The sequence below is a fragment of the Deinococcus sp. QL22 genome (assembly GCF_023370075.1).
Taxonomy (GTDB): Bacteria; Deinococcota; Deinococci; order Deinococcales; family Deinococcaceae; genus Deinococcus.
The window spans coordinates 65,468-89,429 of the sequence record NZ_CP097153.1 but is presented as its reverse complement, the minus strand read 5'-3'; the positions used below and the strand labels follow the sequence as shown (position 1 = coordinate 89,429).

General features: G+C 60.3%; 14 protein-coding genes. 11 read left to right on the top strand and 3 right to left on the bottom strand.

All coding sequences use genetic code 11. The features are described 5' to 3' along the window. Positions 1-27: 27 nt before the first annotated feature. The 3 genes from M1R55_RS25155 (at position 28) to M1R55_RS25145 (ending at position 4,032) form a co-directional block, all read left to right on the top strand. Positions 28-384: a transposase family protein gene (locus tag M1R55_RS25155; protein ID WP_249396040.1), complete on the top strand. Its 357-nt coding sequence runs from the start codon at positions 28-30 to the stop codon at positions 382-384. Between the two features lie 557 nt (positions 385-941). Further along, positions 942-2,798, top strand: a complete 1,857-nt coding sequence (locus M1R55_RS25150; RefSeq protein ID WP_249396039.1) for a glycoside hydrolase family 2 protein — start codon at positions 942-944, stop codon at positions 2,796-2,798. Positions 2,799-3,066: 268 nt separating this feature from the next. Beyond that, positions 3,067-4,032, top strand: coding sequence for a glycoside hydrolase family 43 protein (locus M1R55_RS25145; protein WP_249396038.1), 966 nt, complete (start codon positions 3,067-3,069; stop codon positions 4,030-4,032). A gap of 120 nt (positions 4,033-4,152) precedes the next feature. Here the strand turns inward: M1R55_RS25145 and M1R55_RS25140 are convergent, their stop codons facing one another. After that, positions 4,153-5,400, bottom strand: coding sequence for a hypothetical protein (locus M1R55_RS25140; RefSeq protein ID WP_249396037.1), 1,248 nt, complete (start codon positions 5,398-5,400; stop codon positions 4,153-4,155). A gap of 232 nt (positions 5,401-5,632) precedes the next feature. Between M1R55_RS25140 and M1R55_RS25135 the strand changes: the two genes are divergently transcribed. Then, positions 5,633-6,574, top strand: a complete 942-nt coding sequence (locus M1R55_RS25135) for a dienelactone hydrolase family protein (protein ID WP_249396036.1) — start codon at positions 5,633-5,635, stop codon at positions 6,572-6,574. A 96-nt stretch (positions 6,575-6,670) separates the two neighbouring features. Here the strand turns inward: M1R55_RS25135 and M1R55_RS25130 are convergent, their stop codons facing one another. Beyond that, positions 6,671-9,016, bottom strand: a complete 2,346-nt coding sequence (locus M1R55_RS25130; protein WP_249396035.1) for an NPCBM/NEW2 domain-containing protein — start codon at positions 9,014-9,016, stop codon at positions 6,671-6,673. Between the two features lie 80 nt (positions 9,017-9,096). After that, positions 9,097-11,952, bottom strand: a complete 2,856-nt coding sequence (locus M1R55_RS25125; protein WP_249396034.1) for an NPCBM/NEW2 domain-containing protein — start codon at positions 11,950-11,952, stop codon at positions 9,097-9,099. Between the two features lie 544 nt (positions 11,953-12,496). Here M1R55_RS25125 and M1R55_RS25120 point away from each other — a divergent pair. The 7 genes from M1R55_RS25120 to M1R55_RS25090 all read left to right on the top strand — a co-directional run bounded on the left by M1R55_RS25120 (position 12,497) and on the right by M1R55_RS25090 (position 23,844). Next, positions 12,497-13,978: an O-antigen ligase family protein gene (locus M1R55_RS25120; protein WP_249396033.1), complete on the top strand. Its 1,482-nt coding sequence runs from the start codon at positions 12,497-12,499 to the stop codon at positions 13,976-13,978. Continuing rightward, entirely contained in the window at positions 13,975-15,168 is a 1,194-nt protein-coding gene (locus M1R55_RS25115; protein WP_249396032.1) for a glycosyltransferase, read from the top strand. The genes M1R55_RS25120 and M1R55_RS25115 overlap by 4 nt, the downstream gene beginning before the upstream one ends. Further along, positions 15,165-16,370, top strand: a complete 1,206-nt coding sequence (locus M1R55_RS25110; protein ID WP_249396031.1) for a glycosyltransferase family 4 protein — start codon at positions 15,165-15,167, stop codon at positions 16,368-16,370. Before M1R55_RS25115 ends, M1R55_RS25110 begins: the two co-directional genes overlap by 4 nt. Positions 16,371-16,515: 145 nt before the next feature. Further along, positions 16,516-19,542 carry an NPCBM/NEW2 domain-containing protein gene (locus tag M1R55_RS25105; RefSeq protein ID WP_249396030.1) on the top strand — a complete coding sequence of 1,009 codons (3,027 nt, stop codon included), beginning with the start codon at positions 16,516-16,518 and terminating at the stop codon, positions 19,540-19,542. Continuing rightward, on the top strand, positions 19,539-20,813 hold the full coding sequence (locus M1R55_RS25100) for a glycosyltransferase (protein WP_249396029.1): 1,275 nt from the start codon (positions 19,539-19,541) through the stop codon (positions 20,811-20,813). Before M1R55_RS25105 ends, M1R55_RS25100 begins: the two co-directional genes overlap by 4 nt. A gap of 282 nt (positions 20,814-21,095) precedes the next feature. Continuing rightward, entirely contained in the window at positions 21,096-22,160 is a 1,065-nt protein-coding gene (locus tag M1R55_RS25095) for a glucose-1-phosphate thymidylyltransferase (RefSeq protein WP_249396125.1), read from the top strand. Positions 22,161-22,170: 10 nt separating this feature from the next. Continuing rightward, positions 22,171-23,844, top strand: coding sequence for an AAA family ATPase (locus M1R55_RS25090; RefSeq protein ID WP_249396028.1), 1,674 nt, complete (start codon positions 22,171-22,173; stop codon positions 23,842-23,844). Positions 23,845-23,962: the final 118 nt, after the last annotated feature.

Here is a 23,962-nt window from a genome sequence, read left to right as displayed (position 1 = left end):
TGATGTGCACGGTGACACAGCGCCGTATTGGGCACCGCCACGAGTGCTGGGGTCGTTCATGATCTGAAGCTGTTCCGTCAGTCTGGCGTGCGGCTGCCCAACGAGACGGCGCTGATCGGGGACGCTGGATACCAGGGACTCTGGCGGAGCCACGGGCATGCCATCACCACCCATAAGGCGACGCGAGCGTCGCCTCTGTCAGCCGAACAGCGCCAGGATAATCGTGTGCTGGCGCAGACCCGGCAGGGGATCGAGCATGTCATCCGTCGCATGAAAATCTTCCGCGTGTTGAAGGGCGTGTACCGACATCGGCGACGTCGGTTTGCACTCCGGGTTCAGCTGATCGCTGCGCTCTGTAACCTCACCCGCGCACGTCCCGCCTGACTTTCGCAAGAGGTCTAGTGACTCAACGCTCCGAATAAAGAGCGCGGGGACTGATAGACGGTCACACCACTGGCTTAACCTGTTTGGGGTGCCCGGATTACAGGATAGGCGTCCTTGCCTGACGCTTGTACAATGCGCAGGCAGTCTCTTACGAAACTCTGACGCCTTAGCAGTGAAGCCAGATTGACTCGTCTGACTGTTGTTGCTAGTGGACTCAAGTCGGCAAGCTCAAATTATCTCCCGTATTCTTCATGAATGAAAGCTGATCAGTGCCTACTCTAGATCAAAGCGTGCTTTAAATAGCAATTTCAACAAGTATCAATACTCCATATAGCTTTTGCTATAGTATTGCAAAATTTCATTAAAATATCTGCTGTACAATAACAATTGTTGACCTTAAGTGGAAGTGGGCGAATTCCTGAACATTTGGAAAAGCGGGTCGTGTTTATTTGTCATCCAGAGTCCGTATCTTTGCCTTCTGGAACCGCCTTCTGAAGCCGCCTCTCCCCCACTTTCTTTGACCCGCCGGACAAATTGGCCCGGCAGCAGGAGCCTCCGTGCCGTATTCCAACCACCCCACCCCGCTGCTGGAGCGCGAGCATTGGCGCGATCTCAGCGGCACTTGGCGCTTTTGTTTTGAAGATGCCGGAGTTTGGCAGCACCCCAGTGAAGTGATCTTTGACCGCGAAATCGAGGTTCCCTACGCTCCCGAAAGCGTGCGGAGCGGGATTCATGATCAGGGCTTTCATTCGGTGGTGTGGTACGGGCTGACGCTGACGCCCACACCCGAGGAGCGCGCAGGCAGGTTGCTGCTGCATTTTGGAGCAGTCGATTACAGCGCCACCGTATGGGCCAATGGGCGTTTGGTGGCCCAGCACAGCGGCGGCCATACGCCCTTTTTTGCCGATATTACCCAGCAGGCGCGGGCGGGCGAGAGTGTGGAGATCGTGGTGCGGGCGCAGGACAACCCGCATGACTTGGCCAAACCGCGCGGCAAACAAGACTGGCAACGCGAGCCGCATTCCATCTGGTACCCGCGCACCACCGGCATTTGGCAAACCGTGTGGCTGGAATGCGTGCCCAGCACTTATCTACAGGCGCTGCGGTGGTCGTCCGATCCGCTGCGGTGGCAAATTGGCATGGAGCTGGAGGTGGCCGGGCCAGTCTTGCCGGGCCTGAGCGTGCGTGTGCGCCTGTACCGCAATGAGACGCTGCTGGCCGATGACCGCTACGGGCTGGCCCAAGCGGAATTGTCGCGTCAGATTGCCCTCTCCGACCCCGGAATAGACGATTTCCGAAACGAACTGCTGTGGAGCCCGAACCATCCCCAACTGATAGACGCCCTGGTGGAGTTGATGCTGGGGGACACAGTACTTGACCGAGTGCGGAGCTATACGGCGCTGCGGTTCGTGGGGGTTACGGGCAACCGGTTTTTGCTGAATGGGCGGCCCTATTACCTGAAAATGGTGTTGGATCAGGGCTACTGGCCGGACAGCCTGATGACCGCCACTGACGCCGAACTGCGCCGAGATGTGGAATTGACCCGCCAATTGGGATTTAACGGTGCACGTAAGCACCAAAAAATAGAGTCGCCGCGCTGGCTGTACTGGTGCGACGTGCTGGGCCTGCTGGTGTGGGAAGAAATGCCTAGCCCCTACCGCTTTACGGCGCAGGCCGTGCATTGCCTGATCCGCGAATGGACAGAGGTGATAGAACGTGACCGCTCGCATCCGTGCATCGTGGCATGGGTGCCGTTCAACGAGTCTTGGGGCGTGCCCGATTTGCCCACCAACCCCGCGCACCGCGACTATGTGCGTACCCTGTATCACCTGACCAAAACCCTTGATCCCACCCGCCCGGTCATCGGGAACGACGGCTGGGAACATGTTGCCACCGATATCCTGACTATTCACGATTATGCTGACGACCCCGAAATCTTGCGGCGGCGCTACGGCACGCTGGAATCCACCCGGCTGTCGCTGGAACATCAGCAGCCCGCTGACCGCGCCCTCACGCTGATGGGCTTTCAGGCGGTGGGGCAGCCCGTGATGATCTCGGAATTTGGTGGCATCGCCTATATTCCCGACCATAGCAGTGGCTGGGGCTATAGTCAGTCCCAGAACGAGGCCGATTTCGTGCAGGATTACGCGGCATTGCTCGCGGCCATCCATGATTGTCACGGGTTGTCGGGGTTTTGTTACACGCAGCTGACCGACACTTTTCAGGAGAAAAACGGCCTGCTGTACGAAGACCGCACGCCCAAAGCGGGTCTGGTGGAACTGGCACGCAGCACACAGGGCACGCGCACGGCGCGGGAAATGACGATTGATCCGGTTATGAATCCGTACGGACACGCCGCCCGCTGGGTCAAACGGGCGGATGACGACTTTTTTGCCATTACCGACCGAGAATGAGACTGACGGTAAAGTGAGAGCATGAAGGCTAGAGTGAATATTTCCTCAATTTGATATTTCAAAACTATCACGGAGTCAGTGTGCCGGCCTCATTTGCAGCATGAGGGCGGCTCTGCCTTGCCGACTCATAAAAACTGCCGTTCTAGACGCGTATGAGAAAAAAAATTCCGCACGCTCTGGCCTTATCAGATCGGGCTTATGCAGATAAGGGTAGAAAAATTCATGTCAGAAAAGCGTCAGTGAAACAGAGTTAAATTAACATGACCTTATGAAACCGCTCACGGCGCTTCTTCCCAAAGTGTTTGCCCGCAACTTGTCGGCCAAAAAAGTGTTTCCCAGAGAGTTCCATACGGCTGCAGAAGACCTGCCGGATCCCAACGTATTGCTGGCCCCAGACGGCTATTACGTATACGCTACCAATACGCCGGGGATTAATGTGCCTGTGGTCTTCAGCGCCGATTTGCAGGGTTTTAGCCTCTTGGGGGACGCCATGCCCGTGTTGCCCCGTTGGGTGCGGCGCGGCTTTACCTGGGCACCTGACGTGGCCGAAATGGGCGGGCGTTACGTGCTGTACTTTACAGCCCGCCTACGCCGCAGCGGACGCCAAGTCATCGGCGTGGCCACCAGCGAGCGTCCAGAAGGCCCGTTTGTGGCCGCAGACCGCCCGCTGATAACCATGCTGGAACTCGGCGGCGCAATTGACGCCAATGTGTTGATCACGGCTGGCAGAAAGCGGTACTTGTACTGGAAAAACGACGGCAACGCAGTAGGGCAGGCCACTCAGTTGTGGGGCGCGGCCCTCAGTGACGACGGCCTCAGCCTCATCAGTGACCCCGTGGCTCTCTTAACGGCCACCGAGCCCTGGGAGCGTGAACTTGTAGAAGCGCCGCAGGTCATTGAAGGCGACGGCGTGTTCCATCTGCTGTATTCCTGCGCCGACTTCGGAGATGAGACGTACGCGGTGGGCGACGCGTCCGGGCCCACGCCACTCGGCCCTTTTCACAAAACCCGCAACGCCCCGGTGTTGGCCTCCCACGGGCGGCTGGCCGGGCCGGGCCACAGTCACGCTTTCCGCACTGCTGCGGGGCACTGGCAATTGGCCTACCATGCGTGGGAAACCGGACGTTGCGGCTACCCCAAAGGCCGCCGGGCGCTGCACTTTTTACCCCTTCAACTCGACGGTGGCCACCTGCGCTTGACCTTTCCCGAAATCACCGCCGAAGCCTGCGATTAGGACAGGACAAAAGTTCGCCGTGCCTTCCCCACAAAGGAGAGCACGGCGAACTAGATTTCACTGCTTCAGGCGTACAGGGTGGGGTAATGGCACAGGCGTCCCGGCCACTGCCCAACGGCGTTACTGTTTAGGGCCAATCGTCACGTTCGACGCCCGGAGTTTGGCCTGCCAGCGGTCAAATTCCTGTGCTTCCATCGCGCGGGTAACGACTCCAGCGATGGTCGTATTGTTCTTGCAACTCTTGGGACTGCGGGCCTCTGCATCGCAATTGGGGAACCAGAACGGGTTTTGAGCCGTGGCTGATTTCGCAGGCTGCGCCCAGGCCACGACGTTGCCGTACATCACGTTGTTGAAGAAGGTATTGCGGGCCTTGTCGCCGTGCAGATCCCAGATGTAGATGCCCACGTTCTGAGAAGCGATGCGGCGGCCATCAGGGAGGAGGCCGCTAGAGATAACGCGGTTGTTGTAGGCCTCATTGTTATGGCCTGCGGAAATAGCGATGCCCTGATTTGACGTACTGATGATCTGATTGTTGTAAGCCCGCAAAAATGCTGAAGCCTTGCCCACGGTGCTGCCCTGACCGTCGCCCAACATGATGCCACCACCCCCGTACGTGTCAGTTGCTGGGTTGGTTGGATAAGCACCCTGGATGTAATTGTTGTGAATTATGATTGGACTATTAGGCGTACCGCTGCTGACATACATATTAATGTTTTCTTCAACGCGGCTCTTGCCCGGCTCGTTAATGATTTGGTTCCAAGCAATCTCAGCATTGGAAATATTTTTGACATCGTTGAATTGGGTGAACTGAACACGGTAGAAGCCTGTCGGCGAGAATGTGTCAGGGCCACTGCTATATCGGCCATCTATATTTAGGGCCTTGTTGCGTAAAATTTTGATGGTATGGCCAATGGTCGAATCACCCAGAAACTTATAAAAGTACATGCCCGATGTACCGATCAATTCGTTGTTCTCAATTCGGGCATTTTGAAAGTCTTCGAGATGAACGAAATAGCCGGGTGTACGCCGAAAGCTAGCGGCCAAACCGGGATTTAATGCCACACCCCGCGAATTACGAACAGTGAGGTTGGCCTTGACATACCGGCTGCGAATCAGAGGGCCACGACTCTGAATATTGGAATTCTCAATGATGACAGCTTCACTTGTGGAAACGGTCACGGCAGGCTGGTCTGGATTCAGGCTTTGCCAGTTGCCCGAATACACGCCGCCTTTGGTGATGGTAATGGGAGCGCTATAGGTTATTTGAGCCTGTGCAGAAGCGCCCAACAGCGCAGTACACAGCATGGCGAGTCCAGATAGACCGAAGCGTGCTCTAGAGGCTGAGACAAGCCTGACGTTCTCTTTCATGGCCAAAGTCTGCTGCAATCAACGCAACAGATTCGTTAACGGTAGCTGCAAATACAGAGTTTTTTAGGATGAGTTCTGACGGTTATTTGTCATCATACACACATCTTGGGAACCAAGTGCAATATGCTTGAGGAGTTAGTGGTAGCCAATACACCTGACAGAGTGACTCGCCGCTTACATTGAAAAGTGTTCTGAACAAATTTCAAGCGAGGGGACTCAAAAGGAGTGTGGCATGAGCGACTACAAGCAAGACCTGTTCCGATATGTGGCCGAGGAATTTACAGAGGATTACCGTGAGGGCGAGCTGGAGCGCCGAGAGTTCCTGCGCCGCAGCGTGCTCTTGGGCGGGTCGGTTGTGGGCGCACGCACGCTGCTGGCCTCACTGGGCGTAGCGGGGGTCAGCGCCGCTGAGTTGGCGGCCGCACAAACGGCCCCGCCGCAAAATGAACCTGCCAAGAACACGTATCAAGTGGCTCCTGATGACGCCTCGCTGGACGCTGGCCCGGTCACCTACGAGGCGTTGGGCCGCACCAATTTTGCCTACCTCGCCCGGCCTAAGGGCGTGACCTCTGCTCCCATCGTCATGGTGATTCACGAGAACCGGGGACTCCAGCCACATATTCAGGACGTGGCCCGGCGTGCGGCCAAAGCAGGATTTATTGCCTTGGCCCCCGACTTTATTTCTTCGGAAGGTGGCACGGCCAAGTTTACCGACACGGCCCAGATCTCGGCCTTTATTGCGCGCACGCCTGCCGAAACGCATGCGGCGCATGGCCTAGCCGCCGTGGAATTTCTGAAAACGCAGCCGGGCGCACAGGTCGACCGTTTCGGAATGTTGGGCTTTTGCTGGGGCGGCGGCATGACGTGGCTGCTCTCGACCAAACTGCCCGACCTGAAAGCCGCGATTCCGTTTTACGGCCCCTCTCCTTCATTTGCAGAAGTGCCCAAAATCAAGGCGGCGGTACTGGGCATTTACGGCAAAAACGACCCTCGAATCACCAATAACGCGGCGGCCACCCAAGCTGCACTGACCGCAGCAGGCGTGAAGCACCAGTTCCTGATCTATCCGGGGGCCAATCACGCCTTTCACAACGACACCGGAGCCAACTACAAACGCGACGCCGCTGAGAACGCTTGGGCAACCACGCTGGTGTGGCTGAGGGGCAATTTGTAAACCGGGCTTGTGGGCAGGAAAGAAACAGGAAGGAGTCCAAGGTGACGACTCCTTCCTGTTAATGTTCTTAGTTGGTGCTCTGGCCCATGCTTTGGTTCAGGGCAGGACCAGCCAACCGCCTTGCGTATTGCCGCCGGTGTACACAAAGCCCTGTCCGGCTGGGCCAGCCACGCTGGAGGAACGGGGCACCGGAAGGGGTGTGAGGGCCGTCCAGGTGTCGGTGGCCGGATTGTAGGCGCTGACATCCGAAATGGGGCGGTCGTGCGCGGATTCTCCGCCAGCAACGACCAACCGCCCAGCCAGCACAAAGGTGGTGTTGGAGATGTGGCTGCGGGCGCGGGGCAAGCTCTGCAGGGCTGTCCAGGTGTTGGTGGCCGGGTCGTAGGCATGCAGCGACGCCTGCGTCACCGACGCCTGATCGTGTCCGTGCTGGCCGCCCACCGCATAGATTTTGCCGCCCAGCACGGTAGACCCCATGTGGTGGCGCGGATTGGGCAAGGGGGCCGACACTGTCCACGACGAGGCCGCGCCTGTCAGGTCTAGCACGTAGTGGTCGCCCACATTTTGGGTGCGGGCAAGGTTGGTGCCGCCGAAGTAGTGCAGCTTGCCGTCCAGATATTCCAGCTGTCCGGCCGCCCGCTCTAGGGGCAAATCGGGCAGATGGGTGTAGGTATTGCTGGCCGGATCGTAGCGCCACACGGCTTTGCTACCAAAAATCTGACCGCTCCAAGCGCTGTCGGCGAGGTAGCCACCCGCGTAATAGAGACTGGTTCCATCGGTGGTCAGGCCCGCGTGCGTGGCTCCTTTGTCGGGCATGGGGGCCAGCGGCGTCCAGAGGGAGGTAGCCGGATCATACAGGTAAGCACGGTTGGTGGGGGTGCAGCATCCCTTCAAGCTGTCGAAACCGCCAAAGGTGTACAGCCTGCCATTCAGCATCCGTCCCTGAGATTCCGCCACACTGTAGGGCTGGTTGGCAAGCGCGGAATAAGTGTAGGTACTGGTGACAGGAGCCGGGGGGCGCAAAGCATTGGCCAGAGCCGCTCCTGAAGCGTTGCCGCTCGTATCTGTGGCGACGACCCGGTAGTACGAAGCCGCGTTTTCGGGGGCGTAGGCGTCGGTAAAAGAGGATGCGGTGAGGCCTTGGGGGGTGATCAGGCTGTACAGTCCACCGGGTTGCGCGGCCCTGTAAACGCGGTAGCCAGCCAGATCAGGTTCGGTGTTGTCGGCCCAGTCCAGCATGATGCCGCCCACCGCCGTACCGCCTGCTTGCGGCGACGCGCTGAGACCGCTCGGAGCAGCCGGAGCGGTACTGTCCCCCCCACAGGTCAGGCGGGCATCGGCCCAGTCCGCATGGTCATAGTCGATGCCGTTGGCTGCATCGGTGACCACGAGGCGCAGGCTTTGCACGCCTGCCAGATTCACGCTGACCGGCTTGGCCGCGTCTATGCCGCGCACCGTGCCAGAGTCATACAGCTTGGCCGCTGTGCCGTTCCAGACCTGAAAGACGACACTGCCCCGGTCGCTGACCTCGTCATCTATGCCCACCTGAGCCGTAAACACCGTGCAGTGCCCCGCCAACCCATACGTTAAGGTCGAACTGGCATGCACGCCCAGTCCCGTCGTAAAGACCTGCCCGCCGATGGTAAGGGGCCGACCATCTCCCGCCCCCTGCTCGCCGTTGCTCTGGTCGCGCTCTACTGGCCCCCAAGCATTGGTGGCGCTTGTCCACGTCAGGTCAGAGAGCTGCTTGACGCCGCTGGACTCCTCGGCCGAGCAACTGACTTTGGCATTCGCCCAATCCCCGTGATCGTAACTGATGCCGTCACTGCCATCGGTCACCACCAGACGTAAGTTCTGAACACCCGCCACGTTCACGCTGACCGGCTTGGCCGGGTCGGTGCCGCGCACCGTCCCAGAGTCGTACAGTTTGGTGGCCGTGCCGTTCCAGACTTGAAAGACGACACTGCCCCGGTCGCCGACCTCGTCATCTATGCCCACCGATGCCGTGAAGGTATTGCACATCCCACCCAGCGTATAGCTGACTTCAGACGCCGCATGCACCCCCAGCCCCTTGGCAAAGACTTGTCCGCCGATGGTCAGGGGCCGCCCATCGCCCGCAGCCTGCTCGGCGTTGCTCCGGTCTTGTTCGATCGGCCCCCAAGCGTTGGTGGCACTCGTCCAGGTCAGGTCGGAGAGGAAATTGTCACCACTCCCCAACGCCTGAGCTTGCACCCCGGCAGCAGACGTGCGGATACCCGTCCACGGGTAACTCTTGCCGTCTGCATACGGATCTGCGCTCGGCAGATCCAGACGGTCACTCCACGGATAACTCTTGCCCCCCGCATAAGGGTCGGGCACTTGAGACTGGCTTCCATCTGGGCGTGAGCAAGCCATCAGCACGGTCAGCGTAGCCAATGTGCCCAGCACAACTTTGTTGCTCATACGGCTCCTTATCGGGTCACAGCAGAGACGAAAAGGCAGGGCAGGGCTGCCCAAGAATTCAGCAGCCCCGCCCCACGCCTTTAACGAACGATTTCGATACCGGAAATGGCCGGGAAATCGACGCTGGCTTTCAGGTTGAGTGTCAGCTTGCCATCGGTGATCTGCACGTTGTTGAGCGGCACCACCAGTGCGGTTTTGCCGCCGCCACTTTGAGCCACAATGTCCAGATTGGATACGCGCAGCACGCCTTCGGCGCTCACGTCAAAGATGCGGTTGCCGGGAGTCGTCCAGAACAGGTCAGCAAAGTGCAGCTTGACAACATAGGTGCCGTTGTTGACCGGAATGTCAAAGCTGATCTGGCGCGATTGCTGCGGGGTAGCGCTGCCCACATTGCCCCGGTAGGTGCGGTACAGCAGATCGTTGTTGGTGCCTGCAACGTCGTAAGTGCTGCTGGCGCTGCCCTCATCAATGGCCGTGGAAGGCGTAAAGGGCGCGTCGCCATTCTGGTCGCGGTCAGACAACCAGACGTTGCCGGTCAGAGGATCGGTGAAGGTCGCGCCGCCTACGTTTAACAGGATCGGTGCGGGCTTGATATTGCTCACGAGGTACATGTTGTCGTTGTAGTCGTAGTTGATGCCCGCGTAATCCATGATCAAGAGGTAGGTGTTGGGAATCGGCACGCCAGCGCGGTCTTTGGTGGGCCACAGGCGGATGTGCTGACCGCAGGGGCGGGCGCAGCCGTTGTTGCGGTCAGCCGTTTGGCTGTTGCGGCGGGAATCGCTCCACTCATCGTCGACCCGTAGGCCAAAGGTGGTGCCAGCAGCCGGGCTAAAAGAAGCGCCGCCAGGGGCCAACGACCCATTCAGGCGGGGCAGTACGGTCTGGCCGTCTATTCCCGCGTGGGTCAGGACGACATTAGAAGTGCTGTCGCGCTTGTCGTGCCAGAACAGGGACGCCGTGTTGCCCTGTGTGTGGTAAGCCGCCAGCTGGCGCACATTGACCGGCTGGGTTTCATCGGCCCGTTGCCAGTAGGCCGAGAGCACTTCGTCGCCCTGCGCCCGCACCAGTCCTTTTTGGTCAACAGTGGGTTCTCCACCCACAAAGCTTAGGCTGTAGCCGAGAGCATCCCGAATCTGGAACACATTGGGTTCTTGGTCGCCCTCGGACACGCTTTGCCACAGGCCCACGAGCTGAACGGGCAGGGCAGGCTTACTCGCGTCGTTGGAGGTTACGGTCAGGGTGCCGGTTTGGTATTTGATAGATTCGGCCACAAAACGCAGCCGCACATCAAGGAAGCTGCCGGGCCCGAGGTCGGCAGGCAGGGTCGGAGCTGGGTCGAGCGCCCAAGCCCCAGAGATCGGCAAATCGGATACACGAAGCACAGAACTTCCAGTGTTTTTCAGGCGCAAAGTCACGCGGTCATGTACGCCGTTGCTGGGCGGAGCCATCAGGCTGCCAATCCGGCTAAACACGAGGCGGTTAAAGAAGGGAACGGCATCTAAATTTTCGACGGTCAGCACAGGACTGCCGCCACTACTGGGGCGCGTGGCATCGGTGCTGGCCGGAGGCGACATATTCCCCGCCTTGTCAACCGAAACCACCTGATAAAATGATCGCACGCCCTCTGGCGCAGGGTCACTATAGGTTGAAGGCATGATGGGTTGGGGCGTGAGCAGACCGAACGGCCCGTTGGCCGAGGGTGAGCGGTAAACGCGGTAGCCGGCGAGATCTGGTTCAGTGTTGTCGGCCCAGTCCAGAACGATGCCGCCCACTTGAGGTGAAGCGGTGAGGGTGCTGGGCACGGCTGGCGGCGTGGTGTCGTCGGTGCAACTGACTTTGGCTTCGGCCCAGTCGGCGTGGTCATAGTAGATGCCGTCGCCTGCGTCGGTGGCCACCAAACGCAGATCGCTCACGCCGCCCACCGCAACGCTGATGGGCAGGGCCGGATCAATGCCGCGCCGGACGGGGCTTTCATAAAGTTTAACGCCGTCGCCGTAAATCTGGAAAACTACGCTTCCCCGGTCACCGACTTCGTCGTCTAGGCCAACTTGGGCTGTGAATGTAGTGCAGCGCGCGGCCAACCCATACGTTAAGGTCGAACTGGCATGCACGCCCAGCCCTTTGGCGAACGTGACACCGCCTACCGTTAAGACCTTGCCGTCCCCTCCCCCCTGGTCGCCGTTGCTCTGGTCGCGCTCTACTGGTCCCCAAGCATTGGTGGCGCTTGTCCACGTCAGGTCAGAGAGCTGCTTGACGCCGCTGGACTCCTCGGCCGAGCAACTGACTTTGGCATTCGCCCAATCCCCGTGATCGTAACTGATGCCGTCACTGCCATCGGTCACCACCAGACGTAAGTTCTGAACACCCGCCACGTTCACGCTGACCGGCTTGGCCGGGTCGGTGCCGCGCACCGTCCCAGAGTCGTACAGTTTGGTGGCCGTGCCGTTCCAGACTTGAAAGACGACACTGCCCCGGTCGCCGACCTCGTCATCTATGCCCACCGATGCCGTGAAGGTATTGCACATCCCACCCAGCGTATAGCTGACTTCAGACGCCGCATGCACCCCCAGCCCCTTGGCAAAGACTTGTCCGCCGATGGTCAGGGGCCGCCCATCGCCCGCAGCCTGCTCGGCGTTGCTCCGGTCTTGTTCGATCGGCCCCCAAGCGTTGGTGGCACTCGTCCAGGTCAGGTCGGAGAGGAAATTGTCACCACTCCCCAACGCCTGAGCTTGCACCCCGGCAGCAGACGTGCGGATACCCGTCCACGGGTAACTCTTGCCGTCTGCATACGGATCTGCGCTCGGCAGATCCAGACGGTCACTCCACGGATAACTCTTGCCCCCCGCATAAGGGTCGTCTTGCCCCAGCTGAGTCTGCGGCGTGTTTTGCGAACAGGCCATCAGCGCCAATGCCAACCCCATGGCTCCGGCCCCCATGCGCCGTCTTACAGCCCTCCGTTCCCCCGCCAACCTTTCTTTCACTCCCGCCATCGTCTCCCCCTTCCTTCTTTTTATGCCTCACAGCAGTTATCGGCTGTAGAGGTACTGCGTCGATTTAACCGACCTGTGCGCGTTCCACTACCTCTACCCAGCGCTGTGGGCTGTGCAAATGAGACTGGCACCCAGACCCAGAGTGTTGGACAGCCCAGACTGAAACAACAAGCGTCAATGTTTCGTTGCAGAGACGCCTGCGAACCTTGTTTTGCTCTTCATCAAGATCACTTCTTTTATTTTTCGTTAGCGCACTCTGATTACCCTTGAGCGGTAGTTTCTGAGCGTGTCCTGTGTCAGCGCACCTCATGGTCCTAGACGCAGCTTCGCCAATCGTTCCCACACATTAGCTCTAAAGGAGTGCCCCGTTTTGCGCCTACGCCCATTGCCTTCAGCCCGTGACGCTTCGTCAACCCAGCTGTACACAGGCCTCTACTCGTCTTTCAACTCTGCTTCCCCTCTGCTGCTGGTTTTGGGAGGTTTAGGCCTGATGTTGGGCGCAGCGGCAGTTGGTACGTTGGCCGTTTGGAATCCTCTGCTGGCCTTTCTCGCCGCGCTGCTGGTGTTTGCCTTCGCCGCAGCGTTGGCAGTGCGGGCACAGTTGCCCCGGCTGGCACTAACTTGGCTGGGCGTGTGCCTTTTGGGATACGCGATGATGGGCCGCGGCTTTGCTTATTTGGGCGTGGCCCCACTGTTTGTCGGAGAAATGATTTTGGCCGTCTGTATTGTGGCGACGTTGGTGTCGTTGAGTGGCAAGCAGCTTGTCCAGTCCAAAATCACGTACGTTCTGGTGGCCTTTTTATTAATCGGACTGGCCGCCACCGTGACGCAGGTTGGAACGTACGCCCTAGACGCCCTGCGCGACGCCGTGTTGTGGGGCTACGGCCTGTTTGGGCTAGCGGTGGCTGCCCTGCTTCTTCACACGGGTCTAACCTTGAATGCGGCCCGCACGTACTTGAGGTTCATACCCGTATTTCTGGTCTGGACGCCTATAGCTACGTTTATATTCGAACTGTTTCCTAGGGCGTTGCCCCGCATTCCCGGAAGTCAAGCGCTCCTGATTGACTTAAAGGGCGGTGACATCGCTGTGCATTTGGCTGGCATTGCCACTCTAATGATGCTGGGACTGCCGCAACTGCTCCGGCCCGTCACAGCTCGGCTAAACGCAGTGACCAGCACGCGGCAAGAATGGCTGTGGTGGATGCTCTGGCTAGCGGCGGCCCTGATTCCCTTGTTCCGGGTACGGGCAGGCATCGTGGCGATTGCGGCAGCGGTATTGATTGTGCTCGTGCTGCGCTTCGGTGCGCGCGTGAAGGCTCGCTGGGGCAAGCCTGCCCTGCTGTTCACTTTGGCGCTCACCGCACTTCTTACCTTTGGGGGGCGCATCAACCTAGGCGAAGAGCGCAATACCATCTCCGCCGAAGCCTTGCTCCTCAACCTACAAGGCATCACGGGACAAACTGGAGATGGAGACCGTGACGGCTCACGCGGCTGGCGACTTAAGTGGTGGACAGATATCGTGAATTACACAGCAAACGGCCCCTATTTCTGGACGGGGAAAGGCTACGGCATCAACTTGGCCGACGACGACGGCTACCAACTGGAGGGCAACACGCTGCGTAGTCCGCACAACGGCCACCTGAATATTTTGGCGCGTTCCGGGGTGCCGGGCGTGGTGGTGTGGGCGCTGCTGCAACTGGCTTTCATGGCCGCGCTGCTGCGGGCGTACCAATTGGCCAAGCGGGCCGGACAAGACCTGTGGGTGCGCCTGAATGTGTGGGTCTTAGCGTACTGGGCCGCGTTTATGGTCAATGCTAGCTTCGACGTCTACTTGGAAGGGCCGCAAGGGGGCATCTGGTTTTGGAGTTTATTCGGATTTGGCCTTGCACTTCTCGAAACGCAGCGGCGATTGAGGCCGCAGTGGGCAGCACAAACGGTGCAGACACTCCCTGTGCAGAGTAGGTTCATATGACCAGTCAGCATGCCGTCAATACTCAGCCCCAGCGGGATCCTGCGGTGAGAAGGCTCCACATCATGCATATCGTGCACCACCTAGATTTAGGTGGCTCGGAAGAAGTCGCCCTCACACTGGCCGAACAATTGAGTGGGCATTGCGACTTCTCGGTCTTTGCGGTGAGGGGCATTACCAAGACACCTGTGGGTCGAGCAATGCAAACCCGGCTGGAGCAGTTACAGATTCCGGTTTATAGCGGCACCACTTTGGACATGAAACGCGGCGGTATGATTCACGCTGGGCTGGCTCTGAGACGCTTGCTACGGCGGGTGCGGCCCGACATCGTGCATCTGCACACCGATATTCCGGACGCCGCCTACGCGGCCAGCTTGCTGTTCGGATCAGAGAATCCAGGTCTACGCGTGATCCGCACGATTCACAACACGGTCCTTTGGCCCAAATGGGTGCGGATCGGTCAATGGGTGGAACGCCGTCTCGAACATGCCGAATCGGTAGGCGTGTCGCCTGCCAGCCTTGAGGGACTGCACGACTTTCGGGCCAGGCATGGACTGGGGCTATTGCCAGAAGCGCAAACTGGCGTCATTTACAATGGCGTGATGGAGCGGGCCAAAGCACCCGCCCAGCGCCTTCCAGGGCCAGCGCGGGTGCTGTTTGCAGGGCGGTTTGAGGCTCAAAAAGGAACTGACTTGCTGCCCGCTATTTTGGAACGCGCCGCCGAACTGACAACTGCTGCCGCCGAAATACAGATGTATGGACAGGGCACATTTGCACCTGTACTACACCATTGGGCAGAGCGGCAAGAGGGGCGTTGGCCCGTGAAGGTGTCTCCTCCTATACCGCAGCTTTCAGCTCTGCTCGCCGACTACGACGTAGTGCTGATGCCTTCGCGCCATGAGGGGTTGTCACTCCTCGGAATAGAAGTCGTGTTGGCGGGAACTCCCCTGGTAGCTGCCCGCATTAACGGTCTGCAAGAATTATTTCCACCTCATCACGATTTGCTTGTCAGCGCCGAGGACGTAGAAGGATTTGCCCGCACGCTGGCACGAGTCATTGAGGCACCGGCCCAGTACCGCGAGCGGGCCTTCGCCCTGATCGCCCCCACCGCCGCCCGCTTCAGTATGGATCGGATGACCAAGGCTTATTTAGATCTATACCGCCAAGAAGTCGTCACTGGAGGCACCATATGAAAGTTCTTGTCGCTCACAACTTTTATCAGCAGGCAGGCGGTGAGGATGAAGTTTTCCGGGCCGAAACTAAGCAGCTGGAACGCCTCGGCATAGAGGTCACCCGATATAGCGTCCATAACGACGACCTCAAAGGCGTTTCGGCGGCTCGTGCCGCCTTGCACACGGTTTGGAATCCGGCATCAGCCCGCGCTTTGGCTGGAATCGTCAGGGATCAGGGCATCGACGTTGTGCATTTCCACAACACGTTTCCAATCATTTCGCCTGCCGCTTACTGGGGCGTAAAGTCGAGCGGCGCGGCAGTGGTGCAGCACCTCCACAACTTCCGTCTAATGTGCGTCAATTACAACTTTCACCGGGACGGGAAAACCTGTCACGACTGTCTGGGTAAAACGCTGCCCTGGCCCGGCGTCAAGCATGCCTGTTACCGGGGCAGCCGCGCCGCCTCTGGTGTGGCGGCGGGCATGCTGACCACCCACCGCATGCTGGGTACCTACCGCCGGATGGTGGACGTCTACATAGCACTGACCGAATTTTCGCGGGGGCTACACGTACAAGGCGGCCTGCCCGAATCGCGGGTTCTAGTCAAGCCCAACTTCTTGGCCGATGATCCAGGAGTAGGCATGCACGGCGGGGGCTACGCGCTGTTCGTGGGCCGCTTACCTCCCGAAAAAGGTGTGCTGACGCTCCTAGAAGCATGGAAGACGCTGCACACCCGCTTGCCCCTCATCATCGTGGGCGACGGGCCACTGGCTCCCGAAGTCCAGGCTGCCGCCGATGCCTACGAGGGCGTGACCTATCTGGGCAGGCAAGAAAAAGCGAGTGTGGTTCAACTGATGCAAGATGCCACTATGTTGGTCTTTCCTTCCGAGTGGTATGAAGGCTATCCCATTACGCTGCTAGAAGCTCTTGCGACGGGGCTCCCGGTGGTCGCGAGCAGAATCGGTGCAATGGCCGAAATCGTAGAGCATGACCGCACGGGCCGCCACTTTAGCCCCGGTGACCCACAGGATTTGGCTACGCAGGTGCGTTGGATGCTGGATCACCCCGAAGCCCGCGCCGAGATGGGCCATGTGGCCCGGCAAACCTACCTGAATGAGTACACCGCCGAGCGCAATGGCCAATTGCTACTTGACATCTATAGCCGGGCGCAGTGGCAAGCGCGGGCAAGGGCGGGCGAAATTCAACCCACTCTGGGGCGCTAGATGCAGCTCTGCGTTGCTGCGCTGGGTAGGCTACTGGATTAACTTTGGCGCACCTAATTCGGACTTGTCTTAATGACCCCCCCCTTACCCTCGTTATTGCTCCCTCACCACACGCCGAGTTCACTATTTTCTGGAGGCTTTTTCAATGACCCCATTCTCTCCTGACCACGCGATTGCTGACCGTTCCAAAGTCTTCCGTGCTTCTACCACCCTGACCTCCCGCAACTGGCGGCGTTGGTTGCTGGGCGGCCTATTATCGCTGTCCGCCTGTACGCAGTCTGGGCCAGTTTCGAGCGGCGGAACGGGCACCCCAGCTACGGCAGCAACCCCCGTAGACTTCGTGTACGACGGCCAAGACCACTCCTGGACAGACCCGGCCCCTGCCGGGGTGCAGGCCTTGGCCCTCGGCGCAGGCGACAATAACCTGAGCGGCCAGCCTTGGACGGCGGCCAACAGCGGGTGGGGGCCAATAGAGCGCGACCAGAGCAACGGCGAGAAACTGTCAAGCGACGGGCGTCCCCTGACCATCGCGGGCAAAACCTATACGCGTGGGCTGGGCGTACACGCCAATTCCAGCGTCACTTTTGCGCTGGGCGGTCAGTGCAGCACCTTTACGGCGGGCATAGGCCTAGACGATGAGGTGGGCGACAGAGGCAGCGTGGTCTTCCAGATATGGAGCGGCTCCGCGGCGAGCGGCACGGCGACCAAACTCTACGATTCCGGCACCATGCGCGGCGCAGACGCGGCCAAAACTATTAGTGTGGCTGTGTCTGGGGTTCAAGACCTGCGGCTGGTGGTCACCGACGCAGGCGACGGCCTCGACTACGATCACGCCGACTGGGGCAATCCAGTGGTGGCGTGCGGCTCGGAGTCCGGCGTTGTCCGGATCAATGCGGGCGGCCCAGCCCAAACGGTGGACGGCGTGGAGTGGCAGGCCTGCAACGCCGTGACCTCATGCGGCGGCCTCGTGACGGGCGGATTCGCCTACAGCGAGTCTGACACCATTGCGGGCGTCGTGGCCCCGGCCAATGCCGCCCTGTACCAGACCGAATGGACAGGCGGCTTGACCGACGGCGTTCCTGCTGGAGAAACTGCGTTCGAGTACAAAGTTCCGGTGGCAAACGGCAAGTATCAGGTGCGCCTGCATTTTGCAGAACTGAACAAAACGGCAGCGGGTCAGCGGGTCTTCGACGTGAAGGTGGAAGGTCAGACGGTTCTGAACCGTTTTGATATTTTTGCCGAAGCGGGCGGCGCGGGCCGGGCACTGATTAAAAGCCTGCCTTCTACCGTCACCGACGGGGTTCTGAATCTGGCCTTCGTGCGGCAGATCGAAAACGCCAAGATCAGCGCCCTCGAAATTATTCCGGTGCCGACCACTGTCGGCACCGTATCTTCCAACCTCAGCGAACTTGTGTTCAGCACGACGCGCAACGCCACCTCCGCGGCACAGCGGGTCACGCTCAGCAATACGGGCACGGCGGCAGTCACAATCACGGCCTTGACGGTGGCGGGCCAGGATGCCGCCGCCTTTGGCGTGGTAGACGCACCCGTCCTGCCCCTTACGTTGGCGGCAGGCCAGAATGTCAACGTGGGCGTCCGCTTTGCGCCCCTGAGCAGCGTGGGATCGCTGAGCGCCTCGCTGCAAGTGGCCTCTGAGGGCAATGCGCCCACTGCGGTCAGTCTGTACGGCCTGAGCGCATCTGGCCTGCAGGGCGATCTGGAACCCCCCTTGCAGCAAGTGGTCAACACGCTCGGCTACAGCATCAATATTGGCAGTTCGGCCCTGCTGTTGGGCACGGGCAGCAATCTGATCGGTGATGAAGTGGCCGCGCAACTGTTCCGCAAAGCCGGCACTGGCCCCGTGACCATGAAAGCGGTAGCCCGTTACTCGCCGGACGACTTGTTGCCGTTCGGCTACGTGGTGTCGGGCAGTACGGCCCTGAACACGGTGGGCACAATTGCCACCGGGCAGGAGCAGACCTTGAATCCGGCGCTCACGTCGGGCACGCTGGCCAGCTTCGATCCGGGCGACGCGACCTTCGGGCTGTTTGCAGGCCGCACCAGTTACGCGCCTCAAACGACGTACACCCAAGACAACCTCAACATGGGGCCACTCAAGCACGCCGTGCGGGTGTACCCACTCAAAAACAGGGCTGGACAGCCTGTGTCCAACTCTTATTTGGTGGCCATGGAACCTGCCGTCAACGGCGATTATCAGGATTACGTGTTCGTGATCAGCAATGTGCGCCCGCAATCGGCGACCGCCGTGAGCTGGACACAGAAGGCCGACGCCCTCAAAGCAGTATCGGAAGCGCAGGGGGCCGCTGTGAACGGCAAACTGTATATTTTCGGCGGCTTCGACAGCAATTTGCAGACCAATTCCAGAGTGCAGGCGTACGACCCGGCAACCAATACATGGAGTAGCGCCCGCTATATCCCCGAACCAATTACACACGGGGCGGTGGCTGTAGACGGTCAAACGATCTATGTGGCGGGCGGCTTCGTGGGCAATCACCCCGGCCCACAAACGGCGCATGTCTGGAAATACGACGTGAGCACCGACACTTGGAGCGCAGGCCCGAATTTGCCCGGCGCACGGGGCGGCGGCGCACTGGTCAGGCTGGGGCGTACCCTGCACTTTTTTGGCGGTACCGAGCGTGACGTGACCAACGGCGACCTGTATCGGCGCGACTCGCCTGAACACTGGGTGCTGCAACTGGATGGCGGCACAGCTTGGACGGCGGCTGCGCCCTTGCCCAACCCACGCAACCACCTTGCCGGGGCCGTGCTGAACGGCAAAATCTACGCACTGGGCGGCCAGCATCTAGGCGACGAGTACGGAGGCAACCAGAGCGCCGTGCATATGTACGACCCTGCCACCAATACCTGGACGGCGCGGGCCAGCCTGCCTTTGGCAATTGGCCATATCAACGCGTCTACAGTGGTCATGAATGGCCGAATCGTGGTCATTTCTGGCGTGACCCAGAACTCGGCAGAGGTGTCGAATATCAGCGAGTACGATCCGGCAGCCAATACTTGGACTGCCCTGACGCCGCTGCCCGCGCCCCGGCAATCGCCTGTGGCCGACGTGATCAATGGGCAACTGGTGGTGGCTACAGGAGCGCTGCCGTCCGGTGCCTACGCGACGACCTGGACGGGCATCCGCCCATGACCGAGCAGGCGCAGCAAGCAACCGCGTCTTTTGCTGTGCCGTCCGTCGTATCGCCCGCTGTGCACCGTCCTCCCTCCTCCAAAATCAGGGTGCTGTTTGTGCTGGAGGGACTGTATGGGCGCGGCGCAGAACGGGTGACGTTGGGGCTGATTTCCCGACTAGACCGCCAGCACTTCGAACCGTCAATTTGGATTTTGCGCTCTGAGGATGCGTTAAAAAGCGAGTTGCCGCCCGGCGTGCCGGTGACGGTGGCGCTGGGGCCGGGGCAGCGCATTCGGCACGCGGTGACGCAGGTTCCGACTACGCTCCTGGCAGCGGCGCGGGGGGCAGACGTGATCGTGGGCGCGGTGGAATTGATGCCTACTTATTTTGCGGGGCTGGCAAGTCTGCTGACCCGCACGCCCGCGCTGGCCTGGGTTCGCAACGACCTCAGTCACACCTTTTCCGAGCAACCCGCTTGGCACCGTGTCCTCTCGCGCCTGATCTATACACGACTGCCCCGGCTGGTGTTTGTGTCGCAGGGCACGCGGGAGACGCTGGCCCGGTTGCAACCCTTGCGCTCCGAACGCTTGAGCGTGGTGTACAACCCTATAGATTTAGAGCGCGTCCGGGCCTACAAGGATCATCCCTTACCCGACTGGGCCGCGTTTATGCGAACTCGGCCTACCGTGCTGGGGCTGGGCCGCCTGACCGCCCAAAAGGGCTTTGACACCCTGATTCGTGCCCACGCTCACCTGCTTCGGCAGGGCGTGGCGCACGACCTGGTCATTGCAGGCGAGGGCGAGGAACGCTCGGCTCTTGAACGCTTGATTGAAGAATTAGGCGTGCAGGACAGCGTGCATTTACCAGGGTATCTGCCCAATCCTTATCCACTGCTGGGGCACGCTTCGGTCTTTGCCCTCTCGAGCCGCTACGAAGGGCTGGGCGGCGTGATCGTGGAGGCGATGGCGTGCGGCACACCCGTGGTCGCCACCGACTGTCCCTCTGGCCCCGGCGAGCTTCTAGAGGGTGGCTGGAACGGCCTGCTGGTACCCGTCGACGACGCCATCGCGCTGGCTGGAGCCTTGGGCCGGATGTTGACCCAGCCTGCCGTGCGGCACCATTTTACGGTGCTGGGCCTGCGCCGTGCCGAGGCTTTTGCGCCAGCCCAGAGTGTGCCGCAGTGGGAAGCTGTACTGCGGGACGTTGCTAGAGGCGGCGTTTCTGGAGGCATAGCCAAAACTGTTGGAGACAACAGTGAATTCGTCCCGCGCACGCTGAGCCAGCAGTGAGCGGCATCCCCGCTGTTGTAGAGCAAATCTTTAGAAAAATCTTTTCTTTGTCGATGCCGTAACGCCCAGAGGGGCACACTACAACCAAGCGGAATCAGAACTTGCCGCAGTCCGTCACCGGGCGCGGCAGTCTCTTTTGTTCCTGCATTCCCGCCCGAATCCTTCAATCCAATTCAGGCAATCCTACTCAGGCGAACTTGCCGCGTTTCCGGAGGACTTATGTCAAACATTGCTTATTCAGACCCTACTGCTTTAGCGGGAGGCCGCCGTTCCGCCCTCCCCATGAAGGCCATTATTCCTGCCGCTGGATTGGGCACGCGCCTTCGCCCGCTGACCTACGCCCGGCCCAAACCCGTGCTAAAGGTCGCCAACAAGCCCATCATCTGCCACGCCATTTCTACGCTGTCGGAAGCGGGCATCCGGGATATCGGCATCGTGGTGTCCGACCTGACCCGCAAGGCCATTGAGGGTGCGGTGCGCGACCTGGAGGGCGTGAACATCACCTTCATTTACCAGAATGAAATGCTGGGGCTGGGGCACGCTGTGAAGGTCTGCCGCGAGTGGATCGGAGACAGCAACTTTTGCGTGTACCTCGGAGATAACCTCTTTGAGCAGGGTGTGGGGCGCTTTATCGAACTGTTTCACCGCCGCAACGCCGACGCGGTGGTCGCGCTCGTGGAAGTGGACGATCCCACCGCTTTCGGGGTCGCCGTGATGGGCGAAAACGGCCATATTACGAAACTGGTGGAAAAACCCAAAGTGCCGCCCAGCAAGTTGGCGGTAGCAGGCCTGTACTGCTTCTCGCCCGTGATTTTTGATGTGCTGGAAACGCTGAAACCCAGCGCACGCGGCGAGTACGAAATTACCGACGCGATTGCCGAACTGATACAAGAGCGCGGCAATGTGCTGGGCGAGTGCGTGCAGGGCTGGTGGAAAGACACCGGCAAGCCCGAAGACCTGCTGGACGCCAACCGTCTGCTGCTGCGCGGCTTAAAGGGCTGCGTGCTGGGCACAGTCACCGACTCGCGCCTGACCGGAGCGGTGGTCGTGGAACCCGGCGCAGAAGTCATCAACAGCGTCATCATGGGGCCAGTGACCATTGCGGCTGGGGCCAGAATTGAAAACGCATATCTGGGGCCGTACACGAGCGTGGGACGCGGCAGCCTGATTCGCAATGCCGAAGTGGAGTACAGTGTGATTGACGAAGATGCCGAGATTTGCAACATGAGTGTGCGCCTGCAAGAGTGCCTGATCGGAGTGAAGGCCCGCGTGATCGGTCACGGAGCCATTCCGCGTATTCACCGCTTCGTGCTGTCGGATGCCAGCAGCTTGGAATTGGGGTGCTGAGGTGAGCGACTTGACTCCTTCAAAGCAGACCTCTTTACCGCAATTCTCTGCAGACCAAACGCTTGTTCCTCAGACAGCGCCCCTGAACACCGACAACGATTTCCGGCGCTTGGGCACGATCTTGAGGCGCAGTGCAGGGATTATTGCAACCAGCGCCGCCCTCGCCGCAGGCACAGCCTACCTGCTGGCGGCTCAACAAACGCCTGTCTACGAGTCCAGCGCCAGCCTCATTACGGTCAGAGACGACGGCGGCAGCAGCTTGCTGAATCCCAGCGTGTTCGTGGCCCCATCGCTTCCGAGAGGCGCGCTGCAAGAAGCTCTGTTAGGAAGTAACGTCCGTCAGCGGTTGCTGAACGAGCTACGGGCGCGGGGCAAAACCCTTCCACCCAGCACGTTGAATGTTCTGACTTCACAGGTGCGCGGCGACCTTGGCAAAGTCTTGAGTGTGAAGGCGCAGGGCACCGGACAATTAGACGGCGTGTTTGAAGTAGAGGCGTCGGCGACCACCCCGCAGTCCGCACAGATCCTGGCCAATGCCGGAGCCGCCGCCCTGTTGGGCTGGGATGCAGGCCGCGCCCAGCAACGCCTGAACCAGTTGCGAACCAGCTTCGAGAGCCAATTCGAGGCCCTCGATACCCAGTTGCAGGCCGCCCCTGCCACTGTTGGCAACACCCGCCGAGCCGCGCTGGAACGCCAAACGCTGAGGGCAGCGCGGGCACAGGTGCTGCAAAATCTGGCACAGGTCACGGCACTGGAACAGTCCACGACGGGCAGCCTCGCGCCGCTGGCAAGTGCGGAACTTCCCCGCCAGGCCGCCTCACCTCGTCCGGCAAGGAGTGCGGCACTGGCCGCCTTGCTCACCTCCCTGTTGGTGGGCGGCGCGGCGCTGCTGTGGGCTGGACGTCGGCGCACCGTGTACAGCGAACAAGACCTGCTGGGCTGGGGTGTTCCGGTGCTGGGGCGCTTGCCCAGTGTACCGGGAGCCTCAACTGGCTCAGGCCTCTTGACCGCGCTGCATTCGGGCGGCTGGCGAACCGGCATCAACTTTTTGCGCGTGAATGTGCTGTCGCAGTTGGGCGCTAGCACCGGGAAACCTCGCCGCTTAGTCGTGGCGAGCGCCGGGCCAGCCGAGGGGCGCAGCAGCGTCACCGTGGCTCTGGCCCTCAGCCTTGCCCAGAGTGGCGAGCGCGTGCTGGTGGTCGACGCTGACAGCCGCCGCGCCGCACAAGCTGGGCTGTGGCAGAGTCTTCAGAACCAGTCGGCCCAGCGGCCAACTCTGGCCGGAGAAGCAGACCGCCCGGTAGCCGTGACCGAACAGATCGACCTGTTGCCTGCCAGCGTCACTGGGCGTCCCGACGGTTCGCTGGATCAGACCCGCCTGCACCACTTGCTGGACGGCGTTGGTACCCAGTACGACACCATTCTCTTTGACACCCCACCCCTTCTGACCTCGCCCGACGCGGTGGCGTTGGCTGCGGCTGCCGACGGCTTGGTGTTCATTGTGGTTCCCGGCTCTACGTCTCTGGACGACGTGTCTGCCGCCTTTGACGCTGCCCGGACAGCCCGTGCCCGTGTCCTGGGCGTGCTGCTGAATACTCGGCCCCGGCTGGGTAGGGCAGCGGTGGCTCCGGCTCCCGCAGCGCTGCCCCGCGAACGGGTTGGTGGAGAGACCATCACGCAATAGTGCAGGAGCTTAGAGCAGGACAAAAAGAGGCGTCTGGGAGTTGCTCCCAGACGCCTCTTTTCTGATTGTTGGACTTTCAGTATTCGTTGAGCTGTCCGTGAAGCTTATTCATTTCAGC

Coding starts and splice junctions, on each gene's coding strand:
- M1R55_RS25105 (WP_249396030.1), top strand. CDS start 16,516: ATGACCCCATTCTCTCCTGACCACGCGATTGCTGACCGTTCCAAAGTC.
- M1R55_RS25140 (WP_249396037.1), bottom strand. CDS start 5,400: ATGAAAGAGAACGTCAGGCTTGTCTCAGCCTCTAGAGCACGCTTCGGT.
- M1R55_RS25130 (WP_249396035.1), bottom strand. CDS start 9,016: ATGAGCAACAAAGTTGTGCTGGGCACATTGGCTACGCTGACCGTGCTG.
- M1R55_RS25135 (WP_249396036.1), top strand. CDS start 5,633: ATGAGCGACTACAAGCAAGACCTGTTCCGATATGTGGCCGAGGAATTT.
- M1R55_RS25100 (WP_249396029.1), top strand. CDS start 19,539: ATGACCGAGCAGGCGCAGCAAGCAACCGCGTCTTTTGCTGTGCCGTCC.
- M1R55_RS25110 (WP_249396031.1), top strand. CDS start 15,165: ATGAAAGTTCTTGTCGCTCACAACTTTTATCAGCAGGCAGGCGGTGAG.
- M1R55_RS25145 (WP_249396038.1), top strand. CDS start 3,067: ATGAAACCGCTCACGGCGCTTCTTCCCAAAGTGTTTGCCCGCAACTTG.
- M1R55_RS25095 (WP_249396125.1), top strand. CDS start 21,096: ATGAAGGCCATTATTCCTGCCGCTGGATTGGGCACGCGCCTTCGCCCG.
- M1R55_RS25120 (WP_249396033.1), top strand. CDS start 12,497: ATGTTGGGCGCAGCGGCAGTTGGTACGTTGGCCGTTTGGAATCCTCTG.
- M1R55_RS25125 (WP_249396034.1), bottom strand. CDS start 11,952: ATGGGGGCCGGAGCCATGGGGTTGGCATTGGCGCTGATGGCCTGTTCG.
- M1R55_RS25115 (WP_249396032.1), top strand. CDS start 13,975: ATGACCAGTCAGCATGCCGTCAATACTCAGCCCCAGCGGGATCCTGCG.